The sequence below is a fragment of the Paenibacillus sp. sgz302190 genome, assembly GCF_059820445.1.
In genome coordinates this window covers 148,217-165,979 of the sequence record NZ_JBZYAO010000012.1, presented here as the reverse complement: position 1 = coordinate 165,979, position 17,763 = coordinate 148,217, and the positions used below count along the sequence as shown (strand labels likewise).

Below are 17,763 nucleotides of genomic sequence, written 5' to 3'. Positions count from 1 at the left end.
ATCATGCGACGAAACGAATCTGCCCTTGCCTTGGGACTTTCGACGATGGCGATGATGGCCTCGTTCGTCATCTGGAGCGTATTTTCTCCGATTGCCGGACAAATTCAAGAAATGTTTCATCTTAGTACGATTCAAAAAAGCGTATTGATCGCTGCACCGGTGCTGCTCGGGTCGATTCTGCGAATTCCGATGGGGGTTTATACGGATCGCTTTGGAGGCAAACGGGTATTTGCGGCAACGATGCTGTTTCTTGTTATTCCGCTGCTGGCAGCCGGATGGGCGCACTCCTACCTGCTGCTGCTGATCTGCGCGCTGTTTGTCGGGATGGCCGGAACGACGTTCGCCATTTCGCTGACTTATGTTTCGAGGTGGTTTCCCGCCGAGAGGCAAGGTCTAGTGCTCGGATTGGCCGGGCTCGGCAACCTGGGCGGAGCGGCGGCAAGTTATGCGCTGCCTTTTGTGTTTAACAGCTTCGGCTTGCCCTGGGTATTTTGGAGCCTGGCGATCATGATTATAATCGTAACCGCGGTCTTTTGGAGCGGGACGAAGGACTTGCCGGCTCCGGCCCGCGCGAAGACGTTCAAACAATCGATGGCGGTGCTTAAGGAACCATCGACATGGTATTTATCCGTATTTTATTTTCTGACATTCGGCGGTTTTGTAGCTTTCGGGGCGTACTTACCCACGCTGCTTCAAGATTTGTTTCAATTGTCGGCAACAAGCGCCGGTATGAAAACAGCGGGATTCGTCGTCATTGCCACGCTGATCCGCCCGTTGGGCGGATATGCGGCGGACCGCGTCGGGTCGCGTAAAGTTCTGGCGGTTGTGTTTGCGGGAATTATGCTAACATCGCTTGCTATGGCGGCGACCTTGCAGCAATTTGCCGGGTTCAGCGCCAGCTGCCTGATTGCAGCCGCTTTGCTTGGTATAGGGAATGGTGCCGTGTTTAAAATGGTGCCGGAGGCAGCGCCTTTCAATACGGGGGCGGTAACCGGAATCGTCGGCGCAGCGGGAGGTATAGGCGGATTTTTCCCGCCGATCGCCCTCGGTTTCATTAAAGATTGGTCCGGCTCCTACACGCTGGGGTTTGTGCTGCTTATGCTCTTTGCCTTAGGTTGCCTTTGGATGAACCGTGCGACGATTCGCATGAATACGGCCAAACCGGGTGCGGCGGCTTGAGCGGGGCGAAAAGCGGCGATGGGAATGAGTCGTCTTCAGTCTGGGATGTGGAGGTCAAGCAGACATGGGGAAACAAAAGCTTGTTGTAATAGGCAATGGCATGGCCGGCGTGCGCTGCGTGGAAGAAATTCTGGGGCTCGCTCCGGAGCGGTTCGAGATCGTCATCTTCGGCGGCGAGCCGCATCCGAATTATAACCGGATTATGCTGTCCAAGGTGCTTCAAGGCGACACGACCGTGAAGGACATTACCATCAATGACTGGCAGTGGTACCTGGATAACGGCATAACGCTTTATGCGGGCGACCCCGTTGTTAGCATCGATAAAGCGAAACGCGTCGTGATCAGCCGGGAAGGGCGTATGGTTCCGTACGATCAATTGATTCTGGCTACGGGCTCTTCGCCGTTCATGCTTCCGCTGCCTGGAGCCGACAAACCGGGTGTTACCGCTTTTCGGGATATTAACGATTGCAACACGATGATGGAAACCGCCAAGTCGTATAAAAAGGCTGTCGTCATCGGCGGCGGTTTGCTCGGCCTGGAAGCGGCCCGCGGATTGTTGAACCTGGGCATGGACGTTCACGTCGTGCACCTTAACGGTTTTTTGATGGAACGGCAGCTGGACGCTGCGGCGGCGAACATGTTAAAAAAAGATCTGGAAAAGCAGGGGATGCGGTTTCTGCTTGAAAAACAGACGGAGAGAATTATCGGAAAAAAACGGGTGGAAGGTCTCCAATTCAAGGACGGAAGCAAAGTAGAAGCGGATCTGGTCGTTATCGCGGTCGGCGTGCGCCCGAACATCAGGCTGGCGGCAGACAGCGGAATAGAGACGAACCGTGCGATCGTCGTCAACGATTATATGGAAACGAATGTGCCGGGTATTTATGCGGTCGGAGAATGCGCGGAGCATCGCGGGACGGTCTACGGTCTCGTAGCGCCGTTATACGAGCAGGGCAAAGTTCTGGCCAGAACAATCTGCGGCACCGGCGGCGAAGGCTACCACGGTTCGATCCTGTATTCGCAGTTGAAAGTATCCGGCGTAGAGGTATTTTCCGCGGGAGATATCCGTGATTCGGACATCGATACTTCCCTGAAAGTGTATGACGGCATTCGGCATACATACAAAAAGGTTTCAGTCCGCAACAACAAAATTGTCGGCGCTGTATTGTACGGCGACGCCAGCGAGGGCAACAAGCTGCTTGGCTATATCAAGCGGCAGGCGGATGTGTCCGTGCTGGATGAAGAAGAGGCGAAGGGAAGCGGCGCGGATGAGGCATATGCAGCTTCGCTGGCGCTGAACGCGACCGTGTGCTCCTGCAACGGCGTATCGAAGGGCGCGATTCTGGAGGCGGTCCGCGAGCAAGGCTGCGAAAGTGTCGAAGACGTTCGCGCTTGTACACGGGCATCGAGCACATGCGGCGGCTGCAAGCCGCTTGTGTCCGCGATGCTCGGGCTTGCGCTGCAGAGCAAGGCAGCGCCGAAGGAAACGGTGTGCGGCTGCACCGGCTGCACCCATGACGAACTGCGCGAGGCTGTGCGCGCAGGCGGGTTTGCGACAGCGCGGGAAGCGATGTCCGCGCTGGGCTGGAGCAAGCCGGACGGCTGCGCAGTTTGCCGGCCGGCCTTGCGGTATTATGTCGGCCAGGCGCTGGCGGCCGACATCGAAGCCGGAGCGGCTGCGGCGGCTCCGGGGGCNGCGATGTCCGCGCTGGGCTGGAGCAAGCCGGACGGCTGCGCAGTTTGCCGGCCGGCCTTGCGGTATTATGTCGGCCAGGCGCTGGCGGCCGACATCGAAGCCGGAGCGGCTGCGGCGGCTCCGGGGGCGGGCTTGCTCGCCGACGGCACGTACGGCGTGACGCCGCGCATGTACGGCGGCGTCACGACCGCCGCACAGCTAAGGCGGATTGCGGATGTGATCGACAAGTACAACATCCCGTTAGTGAAGCTGAGCGGCGGCGCGCATCTGGACCTGCTGGGCATCGACGCCGGGTATATCGGTTCGGTCGGCATGGAGCTCGGTCAGCCGCTTGAGGCAGCTCTTGTCTACGGCAAAACGATCGCCTCTGTGGCCACATGCGCCGGTATCGGCTACGATCCCGGCGCGCTGCAGGACTCCGTCCGGCTGGGGGCCCGTCTCGAACGCCGGTTGGAGCATCTGCAAATGCCGGCGCAAGCAGCTGTGGCCGTCTCGGCAAGCCCATTGCACCGGGCGGGGACGCTTGGCAAAGATCTGGGTATTGTCGGCGTGCCGGGAGGCTGGGAGATCTACGTTGGCGGCAGTTCCGGCGCGAAGTTCCGTAAGGGAGAGCTGCTGACGGTGGAATCTTCGGAGGATACGGTGCTGGAAATATCGGCCGCATTTTTGCAGTGGTACCGCGAAGAGGCGAAGTACGGCGAAACGACAGGACAATGGGTGGAACGCCTCGGCATAACGAAGCTGCGGGAAGGTTTGTTTCACCTGCTATTCCGGGCGGAATTGATAGCGAGAATGAACGCAGAGCGGCAACGGACGGAGCAACGGCAAGTAAATCCGCAGCCGACGGCTGCTTTGATAAGGTGAGCTGAGAGCATATGAGTCAGTTGGCAGAGCAAGAACAAGCCGGGAACGGTTTTCTCCATGTGATGGATACACAATGCCCTTTTTGCAGCGTTCAATGCAAGATGCAGGTGATCGAGGAAAGGGGCCGGGCGGAGGGGCGTCCGACCTATACAGTCGTTCCGAAGCCGAATCTAGCTTCGGAAGGACGGCTCTGCATCAAAGGCATGAACGCGTACCAGCACGTGCTGACCGGCGAACGCATCCTGCATCCGCTGATGAAGAAGGATGGCCGGTTCGTCCGCGTATCGTGGGAAGAAGCTTATGAACGGATAGCGGCAACGTTCGAGGAGCTTCGCGGACAATACGGGAACCATGCTGTCGGCCTTTACGGCGGTGGCTCGTTAACGAATGAAACCGCCTATTTGCTGGGCAAGTTCGCACGCGTGGCTCTGCAGACGAAGTACATCGACTATAACGGCAGATTTTGCATGTCGTCGGCTGCTTCCGCGGGCGTTAAGGTGTTCGGGATTGATCGCGGCTTAACGAACCAACTGTCGGATATCGAGCTTGCCGATTGCATCATCCTGGCCGGGACGAATATCGCGGAGTGCCAGCCGACGCTCATGCCCTATTTTACAAGGGCTAAAGAGAAGAAAGCCTATATCATTGCGATCGATCCAAGGGAAACCGGCACGACCCGTATCGCCGATCTGCATTTGCGGGTGAAGCCGGGGATGGATGCGGCGTTGGCTAACGGTATGCTGAAGGTTGTAATGGAAGAGGGGTTGGTCGATACGGCATTCGTCCGGCAGCGCACGAAAGGATTTGCCGAGCTGCAAGCGCATCTGGATTCGCTCGATATGGCGGAGATTGCCGGGTTAACCGGAGTTCCGGCCGAACTGATCCGCAAAGCGGCGCTGGCTTACGGCAAGGCGGCGACAGGCATGGTTTTCACGGCAAGAGGGGTGGAACAGCAGACGGACGGGCATATGGCGGTTCGCAACTTTCTTAATCTCGTTCTGATGACCGGCAAAATCGGCAAGCCGGGCTGCGGCTACGGCGCCGTCACCGGCCAAGGGAACGGGCAGGGCGGCAGGGAGCACGGGCAAAAGGCCGACCAGCTTCCGGGCTACCGGCTGATCGAAAACCCCGAAGATCGCGCCTATGTCGCGGGCGTATGGGGGATTGACCCGGACGAACTTCCAGGCAAGGGTGTCTCCGCTTACGAAATGATGGAGAAGGTGTACGAGCAGGAGATTCGCGCTTTGTTCGTGATGGGCTCCAATCCGATCGTATCCAGCCCAAATGCCAATTTCGTAGAAGAAGGACTGAAGAAACTCGATTTCCTTGTCGTTGCCGACTTCCTCATGTCCGAGACGGCACAGTTGGCCGATCTGGTCTTGCCGGTATCCGTGTATTTGGAAAATGCGGGAACGTTGACCAACCTCGAAGGACGCGTACTGCTCAGGGAAGCCGGCCGTGAGACGCCGGGCGAAGTCAAGCATGACTGGCAGGTCCTTTGCGATTTGGCGGAAAGGTTCGGGCGAGGCCGGTATTTCGGCTTTGCCGGGGTTGAGGATATTTTTAACGAGCTTCGTTTGGCCAGCCGTGGCGGTACGGCGGACTACTACGGCATCACGTACGAACGCTTGCGGAAGGAAGAGGGTGTGTACTGGCCTTGTCCGGAGCCGGGACATCCGGGGGCAAGACGGTTGTTTGAAGCGTCGTTCCCGCTGCCGGACGGCAGGGCGCTGCTTACTCCTGTGGACAATCATTTGCCGAAGGAGCAGGTCAACGAAGAGTTCCCGCTGTATTTGACGACCGGCCGCGTCGTTGCTCACTATTTGACAGGCGTGCAAACGAGAAAAAGCCATTCCCTGGCTGCGCAGGATGTGGAATCTTTCGTGGCAATTCATCCGAAAACCGCGAAGAAACACCGGATCGAAGACGCATCGCTTGTGAAGCTGGAGTCCAAACGCGGAGCTATCTATGTGCGAAGCCGGTACAGCAGCGATATCCGCGAAGACACGGTATTCGTGCCGATGCATTGGAGCGGTACGCAGAACGTCAACAAAATTACGCATGATGAGCTCGATCCGACCTGCAAAATGCCGGGATTTAAGGTATGTGCGGTAAAGGTGAGCCCGTTGGTTGCGGAATACGGGTAATCATATTGAAACCTGCGGCCTCTCTCAAGGATTGGTAATCAGTCAAGTTATCTTGACGATTTCCGATCCTTTTTTGCATGGCCGGCAAGTATCGGTTTACAGGAAGGCCATGATAGTTTATTTTTGGGCATATACGCGAAAGAATCTCATTTGCTACGATAATTATGATAAGTGAAGCAGAATGAGAGAGAGGGGAAGTATATGAAGAGACACAAGTTGGCTTCGATGATGACGAGTCTTATCCTGGCAAGCGCGGTTGCAGCGGGCTGCGGCTCAAATACGGGAAGTCAGCTATCACCGACTCCGCAAGGACAAGAAACTGCCCCAAGAACGGCGAACGGCAAGTTTGAACCGCCTGTTACGATCACAACGGCCCGTGTCGTTGGGTCGGACTACGTATTTATCAATGGCGAGACAATCGCGAATAATGTTCATAACAAGTGGGCTAAAGAGAAATTAGGCATTGAGATCAAGGACCTGTGGGATACGCCGGATAATGCGGCTTACCATACGAAAATCAGGCTTTCGCTGACTTCGCAAAATCAGCTTCCCGACGTGTTCATCGTGCAGGATCCGAATCTGATTGCCGATCTTATGCAATCCGGAAAAGTGATGGATATCCAGCAGGCTTTTGATCAATATGCATCGGAGCGGGTTAAGAAGCTTTATTCGGATAACAAAACTGCGCTAAATCAGGTGAAAGAAAAAGGCAAGCTGCTCGGATTGCCGATTTTCTCCGCAGGCGACGGAACGAATCCCGTGATGTGGGTCCGGCAGGATTGGCTGGATCGCCTGAATTTGAAAGCGCCTACGACGATCGAAGAGTTTGAAAAGGTGATGGACGCTTTTACGAACCAAGACCCTGACGGTAACGGCAAGAAGGATACCTTCGGGTTCAGTTTTTCGTCCAAGAACGCATTCGCGAACTGGATGTCGGATGCCAGCTTCGTTTTCGGCGCCTACACAGGGAAATTCCTTCCTGGAGCCTGGCAGAAAGCGAGCGACGGGACGCTCAAATACGGCTCGGTTCAACCGGGCATCAAAGACGCTTTGGGGAAACTGCGTTCGTGGTATGAAAAAGGATATCTCGATCCGGAATTAGCTGCTCTTGATGAAATGAAAGCGACCGAAAGCTTTATTCAAGGTAAATCGGGGATCATCGCAGCGCCGTTTTGGGCGAATGGCTGGCCGCTCGGCGATGTCGCCAAGAGCAATCCGGGCGCGGTTGTCAGAGCCTATCCTCTGCCTGTCGGACCGAACGGCCTGACGGCCCGCTTCACCGGTGCGATCAACGAAAATAAAGTCATGATGTTCAACAAAGACTTTAAGCACATGGACGCCTTTTTCCTGTATATGGACAAAATTTATGACAGCCAATTTGGAACCGGCGACTTTAAAAACGGTTTCTTTGAGGGATACGACTATGCGATCGTAAACGGGGAACCTGTGTATGATCCGAAAAAGTTTCCAAAGCCGCTCGAAAAAGCCGCAACTTCAAGCAAGTATAACTTGTTCTGGAACGTGCCGAGGATTCCTTTCATGGAATCGAAGGATTGGGACTATATTTTCCAGGGGAACAAGCCGGAGACCGCAGCACAAAAGGGAATTGCCGTGGCGGACAAGGAGCAGATTCGCGCCGGATCGCTCAACTACCAGATGAGAAACAGCAATGCGCCGGGAGAATTCCTGGGAGCTCCGACGGAAACGCAGCGAAGCAAAGGCGAGAACTTGAAAACGATGGAGCTGGAGACTTTCGCCAAAATCATTTACGGCAAAGAGCCGCTGGATAAATTCGATACGTTCGTCGCGGATTGGAAAAGTAAAGGCGGGACTCAAATCGAAAAAGAAGTCAACGATTGGTACAAAAGCGTGAATCAATGAGAACGAGGGGCCTCGGGTATGAGGCTCTCTTCTTTTTTAGCGAATATGTTACTGATTCCGATATCCTTGCGGGGTGTGATGGTAGTACTCTTTAAACAAGCGGATGAAGTACTGCGTTTTCAGGTATCCGACTTCCTGGGCGATATCCGACACTTTTTTATTCGTTTGGGTCAGCAATCGGGCTGCTTTCTCCATTCTGACACGGGTAATATAGGCGGAAATGCTTTCGCCGGTTTCCTTTTTGTACAAACGAGACAAATATACCGGATGCAGATAAACGTGCTCGCCTATTTTGGTCAGGCTGACATCCTCATGCAGATACGTTTGAATAAATTCCTGAATTTGACGGATGATATGGCTTCGGCCGGTTATGGAATCGTTGAGCGTTCGTCTGAACTGTTCGATTAACGGGAGCGCCCAATCCCTGATCTGTTCGACAGAGTGAAAATAATAGGGGTTGGAAATCAAGGAGAGGCTGCCGATCATGTCGGTCAAAGGGTCCCCTTGCTTATTTGCCATGTAAGTGAAGCAGGCGTACAAGTAGTTAACGGCCTCGACGATGTGATATTGTGTCCGAAAAGGCGGTTCGTTCAGTTCTTGCAGAATGCTGTGGAACTTCTCCATCACTTCATCCCACCGGTTCGTTTCCATCCCTAGCAGGAGAGTCGGTGCTTCATAAAGCTTCGTTAACGGTTTATACTCCGGTTTGCCGCTTAACGCGCCATTATGTAAAATAACGCCTTCCTGAAATCCGATCCGCCACCCAAAATCGTTCACAGCTTGCAAATACGAACTGTTTATGTGAGTCCTGAGGGGAAACGGCTCCGTGAACAGCACGGAAATATGTCTCTTTAAAAAAGTCCGGACAGCTTGATGCAGCTCGGCGATCCGCTCCTCCCGCATGTCCCGTTCGCCCAAGGCAGCCGCGGAAAGGACAATGGAAATAAACTGATACGAGTCTTTGCACCACCAGAGGGAGGAGCCCGCTTGAATGTCCCGGAACAAAATTTCCTCCGCTATGTTCAGCAGCGCGTAAGAAAAAAGCTCGATATCCTCCCGCGATTCGTTAGGATACGTTTGCAGACGAATGAGGAGCAGCGTACAGTCATCGTTTGGATGCAAGGGCAAATCCAAGGCTTTCATTTGCTGTCTCAGCTCTTCTTCTGCATATTGTTTGCCAAGCAGCAGGTCAAGCAGTAGATGCTCCTTCATCCGGGTGTTCCCCAGTCTGATGACCGCTTCGGCTTTGTTCACCTCCTGTGTCCGCTTGTTTTCCGCCTGGATTTGCGCCATCACTTTGCGAACGGCTGCGGCAACCTCGTCGCCTGTGACCGGTTTTAGCAAATAGTCGGCGGCACCGTTTTGCAGCGCTCTTTTGGCATAATCAAACTCCGAATATCCGGACAGCAGAATGACTTTCGTATCGGGGTGCCGGTTGTGAATCGTTTCCAGCAAATCCAGGCCGCTTTTTTCGGGCATCCGGATATCGGTAACGAGCAGCGGGATCTGATATTTCATGACAATGTCGAGCGCTTCATCCGTCGAGCTTGCCCGGTATACATCCGCAATCCCGCACTGTGCCCATTCCACACTTTCCTGCAAGTAATCAAGCACATATTCCTCATCATCCACCAACAATACGTTCATAAGGGATAACCTCCTGTCTCATCGAGGGGATCTTAATGGTAACGCTGAAGCCTCCCCATGAATTGTTAGCAAAATGCAAGCCCGATTTCGGACCGAACTTGTTCGTAAGCCGATGATGAATGTTCCATAAACCGCAGCCGATCTCTTCCGAATTGCGCTGATGATATACCTGTACCGCCAGCTCGCGAATGGCTTGTTCCGACATGCCTGCACCGTCGTCTTCGACGGTAATGGTGTAGTCGTCATGACTCCAGGAGCCGCGAATGCGAATGATTCCGGATTCTCTTTTGCTCTCCAGTCCATGTACGACGGCATTCTCGACCAACGGTTGAAGCAGAAGGGTCGGAACGGACAACTCCAGCATCGACGGCAAAATGTCGATTTCGTAAGTCAGCCGCTTGTTTCTGAGCGATTGGACTTGCAGATAGCTATCGACAAGGCTTATTTCGTCTGCCAGCGTAGAATCCGTTCCGGCTTTGCGGGTAATGAAGCGATAAAACTGGGCCAGGTTTTTGGCCATGGAAGTGACGGCTTCCGGAGATTTATGCGCCATACTCACAATATAAAACATGCAGTTGTAAAGAAAATGAGGATTGATTTGCGACTGCAAATGCTTGTATTCCGCTTCGCGCGTTCGAACCCGCTCCTCATACACATTTTCGATCAGAGCTTGAATCCGCGATGCCATTTCGTTAAATTTGGCAAATAAATAATCAAATTCGTTGTTTGTTTTGACGGCCGCTCTGCTGTTATAATCGCCTGAACCAAGGCTCTCGATTTTGCGGACCATGTAGCCGAACGGAATCCGAAAGTGCCGGTAAAGCAAATAGGACATGACTACGCCGGAAACAAAGAGAAGGAGCAGGCTAGTATTCACGAGCTGCTTTACCTTCTTGAGAGGATTCAAAAATTCGTTCAACTGAATGCAGCTGACAAGCATACCGTCCAAAGAAGGAATACGGATCGTTTGCACCATGTATTCCGTACCGTCTATCTTGAGAATGGAGAACTGCGGCCTTGCGGCGGAAGCATCGTCATGGAGCGCATCTACCTGATTCAACAGCGATAAGAACTTCCCGTTAATCGTCTGATTGGCAATTGTCGTGGAATCGGACAAATAGATGAAAGACGTTCCGTTACCCGACGCATCAAGACCCTTAAGAACCGACTTCAAATAGTCGCCTGGAATGGAAGTTTCAACAATGGAGGTTACATGGCTCAAATCCGAATTTGAAGTATACGGATTCGTGAAGAGCAAATGGAACGAAGCCGTTCCTTGCTCATCTTTGCGGATGAACCACTTGTTTTTCGGCGCGGAGACCAGTTGGGCGTCATCGTAGGCAAACTTCCCTTGGGTGGAAAGCGCTTCCTTAATATGCGGCCAGTAAACGCTTATATCGTGATTGAGCGAACCCGCCTGGCTTTGGAGAATCAGCTTTTCCTCGACATACTTCCGCATCAGCAAATGGTCGACATACTCGGGGAAATCCCACGAGCTCGAATATGCCTTGATGCTGGAATCGTTCACGAGCAGCTGCGTCTGCGTTTCGAGCTGTCTTATGGACTGCTCGAGCTGAAGCATCGTGAACTCCAGCTGTTTGGCGGCTGAATTTTCAAGCGTTTCCCGGACCAAGTCCTCGCCGGCTTTGTTGGAATAATAGAAAAGCAAGGTAGCCGGAAGGAGCAGGACGACCAGCATGATCAGCATGTTGCGGAATATTTTATATTTTACCATGTGTTCACCGCCTGGAGAATAATCGTGGGCAAGAGGTTATGGCAAGGGACATAGAAGTTAAGAACGTGCCATAGGTAGCGAAAGATCGCGTTGATATAATAGTAGCAGAAGCAGTCGAAAGTGCAATGACTTGGTTGCGGGAAGGGGAAAACATATGAAAAGCACTCAGGATGCTATTGTTCTAGGCAAAATATCCTCAAGTACAACGAAGAGCAAATGGATCCGCGGATTGAAAAAAACATGGCCGCTTCACCTGTTGATATTTCCGGCGTTAGTGATTGCCGTCATCTTTCACTACATTCCAATCGGCGGGCTTGTGATGGCATTTCAGAACTATAAGCCTTGGCTCGGTTTTTTTAAATCCGAATGGGTCGGCTTTAAGCATTTTCATTCTTTGTTTATGTTTGAAGAATCTGCTCAAGTCATATGGAATACGTTAATTATTTCCGTATTGAAAATTGGTTTCGGAACGCTCGTGCCGATCGTATTTGCTTTACTGCTGAATGAGGTGCGAAAAAGCGGGCTCAAACGGAGTATTCAAACTTTGGTCTATTTGCCCCATTTTTTGTCGTGGGTCATTCTCGGAGGGATTTTGCTCGACCTGCTGTCGGTCAAAGGCGGGCTTGTGAACCGGATGCTGTCGGCCGTATTCGGCACGAAGCCTGTTTTCTTTCTGGGTGACGGGGATTGGTTCCGCTTTGTCGTGGTTGTAAGCGATATTTGGAAAGAATTCGGGTTCGGCATGATCATTTACTTGGCTGCTATAACGGCAGTGAATCCCTCTTTGTATGAAGCTGCTGAAGTGGACGGTGCGACGAGGCTGCAGCAGACCTTGCATGTGACACTGCCTGCCATGATGCCGATTATTGTCGTTGTCGCTACGCTGCAGCTCGGGAACGTGTTGAATGCGGGGTTTGATCAAATTTTCAACTTGTACAACCCGCTCGTGTATAACAAAGGGGACGTGATCGACACCTTCGTTTACAGGTCGGCTATGCTCAAGGGGGATTTCAGTTTCGCGACGGCAGTCGGGTTGTTCAAATCGGCAACCAGTCTCGTTCTGATTGTCATCTCGTACAGGCTGGCCTATAAATTTGCCAATTATCGGATTTTTTAGTTGAAAAAGGGGGTGTCGCGACAGATGTACCATAAAACGACAGCTTATCGATGGTTTAATGCCGTGAACCAACTGTTTCTCATCGGTATATCGCTGCTGTGCATACTGCCGCTTATACATGTACTGGCTGTTTCTTTTAGCGGCAAAGCTGCGGCAACCGCCAATATGATCAACCTATGGCCGGTCGACTTTACGCTGGAGTCCTATATGAAGACGTTGAACAACCCGAATTTTGTCCAATCGCTGCTTTATTCGGTGTACCGGGCCGTCCTGGGTACCGGGATCGGCATGGCCGTTACTGTATTGGCAGGCTACGCATTATCGAAAACGTATACGGAATTTAAAAGCCGGAATGCTTATATGTGGTTTTTCGTATTTACGATGCTGTTTTCCGGCGGGCTGGTTCCCAGCTACATTCTTATAACGAATCTTGGCTTGATCAATACGATATGGGCGCTTGTCTTGCCTTCGGCGCTAAGCGTTTATAATATGATTCTGCTGATGAATTTTTTTCGGACGATACCTGCCGAACTGGAGGAAGCCGCGCTCATGGACGGGGCGGGGATCATCCGAATTTTGTTCAAGATCCATTTGCCGATCTCGACACCGGTGCTTGCGACGATTACGCTGTTCACGCTGGTGTTTCATTGGAACTCCTGGTTCGACGGGTTAATTTATATGATGGACACGGATAAATATCCGCTGGCGACCTTCCTTCAAACGATCGTCGTGCAGCAGGATTTCAGCAAGATAAGCATTGATCCCAAGGATTTGGAAAATTTATCCCAGCGCACCGTGAAATCGGCGCAAATCTTTATCGGGGCGCTGCCCATTCTGCTTATTTATCCGTTTTTGCAAAAGTTTTTTATAAAAGGCATCGTGGTCGGAGCTGTGAAAGAGTGACGTTAGCATAATAAAACAAGCGGCAGTCCGGGATTTGTATCTTACGTCCCTCTCTGCCGCTATTTTTTGCAACCGGGAAATATTCCGGCTATGGGGTATCGTTTCAAGCCCGCGGTTTAACCTTCTTGCGATCAAGCAGGGGGCCGGGGGCTCTGACTGAGCAGATTAAGCTCCTTGGCTTGTGCGATTGCTTTTGTGCGCCGATTAACCTTTAATTTGGCGAAAATATTTTTGACATGAACTTTCACTGTACCTATGGCAATAATCAGGTGATCGGCAATTTCCTTATTGGACAGCCCTGCCGATAATAACGCAAGCACCTCCAGCTCACGTTCGGTGAGCGGTTCCTCTATCATGCCGGGCGACGGCTGCACCTCTTCTTCCATGCCTGGTTCTGCATATGATGGTTCTGTCGAGCTTTGCAGCACGCACATCAATATGCCATGCGACGCCATAGCGAGAAGAACAGCCATGCGATCGTGCGCGAACACGCCGCTTGCAAGCTTGTTTTCAAGGTAAAGTACGCCCAGCAGAGCGCCATGGACAGTTACGGGGATGCACAGGGCCGATTGAGGCCGGTGCTTCGCTATATACGGGTTATGGATCAGCCAGCTTTCCTCTCCCCCGGTATAATGAACCTCCTCCTGTGTACGAAAGACATATCTGACGATCCCTTCCGGCAAGAGGGCGCTGTCATTCATTTCTAAAGGAGAAGGGATAGCTTGCGCCTCCGAATCCGCATATACCTGAATAAAAAGCGCGTCATTGCTGCCCGTCAGCAGAGCGCCTTTGCTTGCGCCCGCATATTTCATGATGGTATTCATGATTTCCGCAAGCATGGCATCCATGTCCATCTGATTCGATATCGCCTGAGTTGTTTTAAGGATCGCCGCGAGATCGACGCTGTCCAAGGAATTGTGCTCATTCCGAAAGCCGGATGTTCCGGCCGCTTGCTCCGCATCGTTCCGGCGTATCGGGCTCTGTGCGCTTTCAGACGTTGGACCGGTTTCCTCTTGCCGCTGCCAATGCGCCAGCAGCTCCTCCAATTGTATTACCTTCACATGCACTTCCCATTGCTTGTACCCCTCAATAGCCAATTGCAAATAAAATATAGCTGACTTTCTTTTGTCCTGCCGCCAATAGTGGCCGGCTGCGAGCTCGCCTGCAAGGCTCGTCACGTGCACATCGCCTTGTTCCCTTGCCTCGCGGATGGCTTTGTCGTACAGTTCCTCAGCCATCGTGAATTCGCCGGAGACACGCGCATATTCAGCTTGAAGGAGATACTGCCTGGATTGGAAATTAGCCGGGCTGTATTCCGCCCATTTGCTGAAACGGCGAAGACTGCGAGTCAGGTTTTTTTTCAGATTGGGCCATTTCGGTGACTGTGTACAAGCCAATGCGGCCAGCGTTTCATAAAATAGACATTCCGGCAAATGAGGCAAATGAGTGGCATATGCCTCATAAGATCCCGCTTGCCGGGCCCAGCGGACGGCTTCCTCATAATTGCCCAACAAATAGTAAATCTGAGTCTTATACGTGCTGTATTGAAATAAGGTGGTGGCCGAAGTCTCCCCCTTGCGAATCAGGTTTAAAAATTCCTCTTCGTCAAAGCCGGCGCCGCTGAACGAGTCCGGCGCCGCCGTCCCGCCCTGCAGGGCGAGAATATATTGCTGATACAGATAACAGTTCTGTTTCACGAATTCATCGTTTGTCGTATCGAGCACCGTCATATATTCCGCTATCGTTCTTGCCAATTCGCTTAACGACGCCCTTGTGTACAATGAATTGATATGCGCGCCGATGGCATAACTGGCAAATACATAGTCCCCCGAATCCATGCCGAAACGAAGCGCCTTTGTCAAGTAAGCGTCCCCTTCGCGGGCATTTCCGGCAAATAGGCACAATACCCCGCCGAATACGGTATAAGTTATACTTTTAATGGAAGTGACGTTGTAGCGCTCGGAAAGCTCCAGTCCTACTTTGCAAATGGCGTAACCCTTATCGATTTTGCCTGATGCAATCCCCAGCAGCATCCCGTATGAGGAGTAGATCGCCGCGGAAACGGGGGTGTTGCCATATTGAAGCGAAAGTTGAATGGCTCTGCACGTCAGCATAAAAAAGACCTTTTTATTCGTGAAAAAGGTGGAAGGAATAATCGCGGCAATCAGGTTCATTGCGGCAATCCGATCTTTATCCGACATTTCCTCCAATTGAGCGAGTCTGTCATACCGATTGCGCAGCAGCGCCTCAATGCGTTTCCCTTCAATCAGCAGCGTGAAGCTTCCCGGGTTGGGCGAAATGATAATCTGATACTCTCTCAGGCTTTCGAGACCGAGGGCAGTGCCTTCCAAATATTTGCCTTGGTTGATGTATTGCATGATTCTGATCATTTGTACTCTGCTTCGCTCAACCCGGTTGCGCGCACGGCCGAGCAAGAAATCGATGTCCTGATCGGACTTCCGGTAGTGGCCGCATAAATATTCGCATTCCGCTTTTTGCGCATGCAATTCGAAGCAAAGTTCGAACTTATTGCCCCAATCCTCCTCCGACAGCATCTCCACTCCTTTGCCGAAATAACCTAATGCGACATCGTAGGCGGAAGAGGCTTTGGCGCGGTTTCCCGCATCCAGGTTCAGCTTGATGAGCTGCAGCATGTCCTGCTCGTCCGTTATTTGTTTGGAGCCCCGATTAAGATGGTTGACAACGTCAAACGAGTTCTCTCCATGTCCGCTGTCTTCCCCATTCAGGCATCTGCCTATTCGGATATGGACGGCCTGTTTCGATTCGTCATCGATCCGACTGTAAATCAGCCTCTGGATGTTGTCGTGAGCAAAGCGGAATTCATCGGTTTCGAACGGCACAATCATTCCTTCGGCTTCAATTGCGGACCATTCTGCAAGCATGTCTTCCATCGCCCGGTTCGCAACGCAAGCTATCAAATGCGGGTGAAACGTGCTTCCTACGCAGGCCGCAATCCGAAGAAGCTCCTGAGCGTCGCTCGAAAGGCGAAGCAGCTTGTGCTCCATCAAATCATGGATGGCATAGCTTGGCTCCTGCTCGATAATTTGCCCCAAATTCCACTGCCAGCACCGCTTCCCGTGGTTGTACAGCAGAGTGCCGTCGTCCTGCAGCCGGAGTAAGATTTGATTGAAATGAAACGGATTGCCGCCTGATCTATGATACAGCAGTTCCGTCAAGGACATCGTAGTGTCCGCGGGGCTGTTAAGCGTCTCCATAACGATGCGGTTCATTTGCGAAAGGTTCAGCGGCGGCAGATGAATATGGCGGACAACCGCTTGCTCTGCGACGCTTCCATCCGTTTCGTACCCCGGCAGCTTGCTTCGGTCCGTTTCCGTATGGCGATAAGCGCAGACAAACATCAAATACTGGCATTCCGGGTCGCATAGCAGCGCATGAATGAGCTGGAGGGACGATGAGTCCGCCCATTGCAAATCATCGATAAACAGGACGAGAGGATGTTCCTTAGATGCCAATGCTTGTACAAATTTGCGAAAAACATAAATGAACCGTTTTTTCGATTCATTGGCCGGAAGCTCTTCCGCAGCCGGCACAGCGCCCAATATCAGCTCGACTTCAGGAATAATCGCTGTAATGACGTTGGCGCTGGCGCCCAAAGCTGCTTGCAGCTTTTGTTTCCACAGCTCGGACTGATCCTTTCGTTCTCCCAGCAAATGACGCATTAACCCGCGAAATGCCTGAATAATCGGATGATAAGGGCTTTCTTTCGATATTTGTTCGAATTTTCCGGTAATATAGAAAAAATCTCGCGAATGCTCTTGTTTTCGAAACATTTCATTCATCAAGCTTGTTTTACCGATGCCGGCTTCGCCCGAAATATAAACCATTCCCGTTGACCCCAAGCAAGCGGAATAAAAGGCTTGCGTAAGCATGGCAAGCTCATGCTCTCTGCCGTGAAACCCCGCCTCCATGAAGAACGTATCATGAGGGCGTCCTATTTTGTCCAAATCCGCTATGAGAAACCCGGCATTTTGGTAGCGCTTATTCGGATTTTTTTCCAGCAGCTTCATGATGATAGATTCCAGACCTTCGGGCAAATCCGTTCTATGATTCGTCAGCGGCGGAGGGCTTTGCGCCAAATGCATATACACCCATTCGAGCGGATCCCCGGCAAGAAAAGGCAGGCGGCCAGCCAGCATTTCGTAGTAAATGACGCCAATCGAATACAGATCGCTGCGCTCGTCTGCGGAACGCATCATCCTGCCCGTGTTTTCGGGTGAGCAGTAGGGCAGACTTGTTTCGGAAATGCCGCTGCCGGCCGGACGGACATAGCGGTCATCCGAACGCTGCACCGCATAGCCTGAATCGCTCGAATATGCCTCTTGACCATTTGCAAGAACAGTTATCCGTTCAGGCCGCAAATCGAGATGAATGATCTGCTGCTGGTGAAGATTCCCGACAGAGGCCGCAATTGCCCTGGCAAGCGGGAGAAACACATCCGGCTTCATGTCTGTTTGTTCATTCATAAAATCCCTAAGAGTCATGCCTGTTTGACTCTCGATATGATTGTTCGCATTCATTCTGGTACACCTCGGACGTCAACTTACTAGCGGTTACC

The 17,763-nt window shown here is 52.2% G+C and carries 9 protein-coding genes; 6 read left to right on the top strand and 3 right to left on the bottom strand.

Annotated elements, in window-relative coordinates; genetic code table 11:
• Nucleotides 1–3 precede the first annotated feature (3 nt).
• From AC6RNO_RS15720 to AC6RNO_RS15705, 4 genes are all read left to right on the top strand, one after another.
• Entirely contained in the window at nucleotides 4–1,179 is a 1,176-nt protein-coding gene (locus AC6RNO_RS15720) for an MFS transporter (RefSeq protein ID WP_497105997.1), read from the top strand.
• A gap of 64 nt (nucleotides 1,180–1,243) precedes the next feature.
• Nucleotides 1,244–3,736 (top strand): nitrite reductase large subunit NirB, encoded by a 2,493-nt coding sequence (gene nirB, locus AC6RNO_RS15715; protein WP_497105996.1) that lies wholly within the window; start codon nucleotides 1,244–1,246, stop codon nucleotides 3,734–3,736.
• Nucleotides 3,737–3,747: 11 nt separating this feature from the next.
• Nucleotides 3,748–5,883 carry an assimilatory nitrate reductase catalytic subunit NasC gene (gene nasC / locus AC6RNO_RS15710; RefSeq protein WP_497105995.1) on the top strand — a complete coding sequence of 712 codons (2,136 nt, stop codon included), beginning with the start codon at nucleotides 3,748–3,750 and terminating at the stop codon, nucleotides 5,881–5,883.
• Between the two features lie 201 nt (nucleotides 5,884–6,084).
• Nucleotides 6,085–7,764, top strand: coding sequence for an extracellular solute-binding protein (locus AC6RNO_RS15705; RefSeq protein WP_497105994.1), 1,680 nt, complete (start codon nucleotides 6,085–6,087; stop codon nucleotides 7,762–7,764).
• Between the two features lie 48 nt (nucleotides 7,765–7,812).
• Here the strand turns inward: AC6RNO_RS15705 and AC6RNO_RS15700 are convergent, their stop codons facing one another.
• A complete protein-coding gene (locus AC6RNO_RS15700; protein ID WP_497105993.1) occupies nucleotides 7,813–9,411 on the bottom strand; it encodes a response regulator in 1,599 nt (532 codons plus the stop codon).
• Nucleotides 9,389–11,146 (bottom strand): cache domain-containing sensor histidine kinase, encoded by a 1,758-nt coding sequence (locus AC6RNO_RS15695; RefSeq protein ID WP_474684813.1) that lies wholly within the window; start codon nucleotides 11,144–11,146, stop codon nucleotides 9,389–9,391. The genes AC6RNO_RS15700 and AC6RNO_RS15695 overlap by 23 nt, the downstream gene beginning before the upstream one ends.
• A 154-nt stretch (nucleotides 11,147–11,300) precedes the next feature.
• Here AC6RNO_RS15695 and AC6RNO_RS15690 point away from each other — a divergent pair, with 154 nt between their 5' ends.
• Together AC6RNO_RS15690 and AC6RNO_RS15685 are read left to right on the top strand one after the other, a co-directional pair.
• Nucleotides 11,301–12,263 carry an ABC transporter permease subunit gene (locus AC6RNO_RS15690; RefSeq protein ID WP_497105992.1) on the top strand — a complete coding sequence of 321 codons (963 nt, stop codon included), beginning with the start codon at nucleotides 11,301–11,303 and terminating at the stop codon, nucleotides 12,261–12,263.
• A 24-nt stretch (nucleotides 12,264–12,287) separates the two neighbouring features.
• A complete protein-coding gene (locus AC6RNO_RS15685) occupies nucleotides 12,288–13,166 on the top strand; it encodes a carbohydrate ABC transporter permease (RefSeq protein WP_497105991.1) in 879 nt (292 codons plus the stop codon).
• Nucleotides 13,167–13,297: 131 nt separating this feature from the next.
• On the opposite strand, the gene AC6RNO_RS15680 is transcribed toward AC6RNO_RS15685, so the two are convergent.
• The gene (locus tag AC6RNO_RS15680) at nucleotides 13,298–17,725 is read right to left on the bottom strand and encodes an AAA family ATPase (protein WP_497105990.1); all 4,428 of its coding nucleotides are present in this window, start codon (nucleotides 17,723–17,725) and stop codon (nucleotides 13,298–13,300) included.
• Between the last annotated feature and the right edge of the window lie 38 nt (nucleotides 17,726–17,763).